Annotated in this window: 1 protein-coding gene; it reads left to right on the top strand. The window is 54.7% G+C overall.

From position 1 onward, the window contains the following. Positions 1-17: 17 nt before the first annotated feature. A partial coding sequence (locus tag B3187_RS14130; RefSeq protein WP_286807127.1) for an Rpn family recombination-promoting nuclease/putative transposase occupies positions 18-466 on the top strand: 449 nt, incomplete at its 3' end.

Genomic DNA, 466 nt, shown 5'->3' with positions numbered 1-466 from the left:
AGTTTTTGGGAGGCAATATGCCAAAATCCAAGGATTCCACCCCATTTGACACGGGGTACAAACTGCTGTTCAGCAACCCCAGGATGGTTAAGGACCTGCTCGAAGGGTTCATCAAACCCGAATGGATCAACGAGCTGGACTTTGACACCTTAGAGCCGCTAAAGGCCAGCTTCGCCACCGATGACCTGCGCGAGCGCCACGATGACAGCATTTGGCGGGTGAAAATGGGGCCGGATTGGCTGTATCTTTACCTGTTGATCGAGTTTCAGTCGTCAGATGACTATTTTATGGCCTGTCGGATCATGACCTATGTGGGTCTGCTTTATCAGGACATCATTCGCCATGAGCCCCTGCGCAAGGGCCAGAAGCTACCGCCGGTGCTGCCTATCGTCCTCTATAGCGGCACACGCGACTGGACCGGGCCGATCAATATGGCGGATTTGGTACACCGGCCCCATCCGGGCCT

Origin of the sequence: Marinimicrobium sp. UBA4209 (genome assembly GCF_002381585.1) — a bacterium.
Taxonomy (GTDB): Bacteria; Pseudomonadota; Gammaproteobacteria; order Pseudomonadales; family Cellvibrionaceae; genus Marinimicrobium; species Marinimicrobium koreense.
The sequence above is the reverse complement of the archived record's forward strand: the minus strand, read 5'-3'. Positions and strand labels throughout refer to the sequence as shown.